Origin of the sequence: Capillibacterium thermochitinicola (genome assembly GCF_013664685.1) — a bacterium.
Lineage (GTDB): Bacteria > Bacillota > UBA4882 > UBA10575 > UBA10575 > Capillibacterium > Capillibacterium thermochitinicola.
Genome location: NZ_JAAKDE010000067.1, coordinates 1 through 2223, shown reverse-complemented (window position 1 = coordinate 2223; position 2223 = coordinate 1). Strand labels below are relative to the sequence as shown.

2 protein-coding genes are annotated in these 2223 nt (G+C 40.9%); both read right to left on the bottom strand.

The annotated features are described in order from the left end of the window. Positions 1-4 precede the first annotated feature (4 nt). A complete protein-coding gene (locus G5B42_RS11455) occupies positions 5-526 on the bottom strand; it encodes a hypothetical protein (protein ID WP_181340607.1) in 522 nt (173 codons plus the stop codon). Positions 527-784: 258 nt separating this feature from the next. Then, complete coding sequence (locus tag G5B42_RS11450; protein WP_181340606.1) at positions 785-1582, bottom strand: hypothetical protein; 798 nt, start codon at positions 1580-1582, stop codon at positions 785-787. Positions 1583-2223 lie beyond the last annotated feature (641 nt).

The following is a 2223-nucleotide window of genomic DNA, read 5'->3' as shown; positions in this document are numbered from 1 at the left end:
TGAATTAGGGGGCTAGATAGATGGAACCTAGGGCATCCTTGTGGTAGAAATTAATATCCCGCTGTTGATACCATGGGTTGGGGTGATCCATGTTGGTAAAGGCAATCAAGCCGTTGCCATAGTAGTACTCGTTAAAGTAATTCACCTGCCCGCCCGGAATTTGCCCGGCGGTATGCTTCTTGCTTTGTCTGTATTGTTGCAAGTCCCAGATCTCGTTTTCATATTCTGCAAGGATATCGGTACTTAGACCTTCGTAGTAGTAGCCACTGACCATCACTCGGTTTATATTCGCAGGCGCCGTCTCTTTTCCGATCTTCCGGCCCAGGGCGTCATAGGTATAGGTAATGGTCCCGGTAAAGGGATGCTCCCCGCCAAACAGTTTATCGTTCCGGGTTAAATTCCTGGCGCTGATCAGTCTGTTTTCATAGTCATAGCTGTATTCAACATAATCGCCCCTGTATCCTTCTTTTACCAGATTACCATTGGCGTCACAACTGTAGGCCGCTTTCCCGAATCTGAAGTACAAGTCCTCCTCCTGGTTTGTTTTAATAATCGAAGATTAGATATGTTGGGTAGTTGGTGTGTTAAGTAAGTTTGTAATTCAAAAAAAGCAAACCATCAGACTCCGAAATGGTTAGTTTCTCAACCAAACCATAAAAAAGCATTGTCCAATGGCTTAACATAAAAATGCTGTATTTTTAGAAACATACCCAAATAATGTTCTACTTGTTTTTCTGTCCATAATGAACATAGGCTTCAATCCATCAAGTAGTAAATCCCCTTTCTACCATCCGGGTAATTCCGTTACTACCCCTTCCTCAATCACCACATACCTTCGTTCTTCTTCACTCCATTCGTATAGTTTCCAAGGATAATACCCTAGCATTTCATCTAATTCACCACCATACCCATATATTTGTATTTGTCTTGCTGCCGGAAATTTTATACGAGCAAATTGTCCGGAATAGTCCCAATACCCCAGTACTTCAACAAAAGCACCATCTTGATACTCATAAATTTCCGGAATAATCTGACTGGCTTTCAGATTAAATCCGATGATTTCATCTACCCCATTTTGATTGAGGTCGTGTACGTAAAAGTAACCGTCCCACGGACCAAATTTTGATTCCAGGGGAATTATTTTACGTAGAATAGGCTCAAAATCTATATATTCTTCCCAAAAAGGAACTTCAACCATTTTTCCTTGTTTTTCGTCATAAGCTAGCAATTTATTTAAGTGCAACATATCCCTAGAACTGCCCACATGCCTTCTGGAATCATTCAAAAGATAAAGTCTTTTAATATTTCCACATGGAGAAAAATTACCTTCAACCTCTTTCAGTAATCGGTAGCGTGGATAGTATTCTTCATTAAGTATTTCTTCCGCAGAACGTATAACATTAGTTTCATTGGGAGTATCTTCAAACAATTCTTTTTCTATTATTCCAAATTCTCCCGAACCACTCGTTTGTGAACTTAAGTCGATAGTGATTCCAGACTTTAATGCAAAAAGAATAGACACAATACCTACTACCAAGAAACAAACGATAATTATTTTCTTCTTTCTTTCCACCTTGTTCATCTTTACCCCCCTCAGGATAATTCCATGTATTTAATATTTGCGACTCATCAATAAAACTCCGATCTTGATTAGGGTCATAGTAAAATTTAACTCCCTCTAGGCTACCTGAAAACGCAGTTTTAGCATCTCTTAAATCCCCGTGATTAAGTCCAACATCAGAAGTTAATGGTCCAACACTAGGATCGTATACATTAAAATTGCTAACCACCGTATTAAGGTGACCACGCCCTTTAGGATTTTCTCTGGCACCAACAACTGTATATCCTTGATTGGCCAATGCCTGAGCCGTTGCTCCATCCACTTCGACAATTATACCAGCTTCAGCTGCAGCTTTAAGGTTTCGGGCAGCCTCATTTGCATTTGTATTATCGGATCCTCAACACGTGATATACCGTCTGATGGTAAATAATGATCAGGGTATTTGTATCCAGAGGATAGACCCAACAGATCATCCCAAATCACTGGATCCTAGCCACAATACTGATACCAGTTCAGCCCATCCTCAATAGGTCAACGGTCAGCCAGCGCATGGTCCGGGGGTTGTAATCCCGATAAGTAAAAGCATACAAACCGATATGGGGTCAAACAGTTGTCAACGGCAGACGAAAATTCCCCACTTGGGGGTGCGGACAAAATCCTGG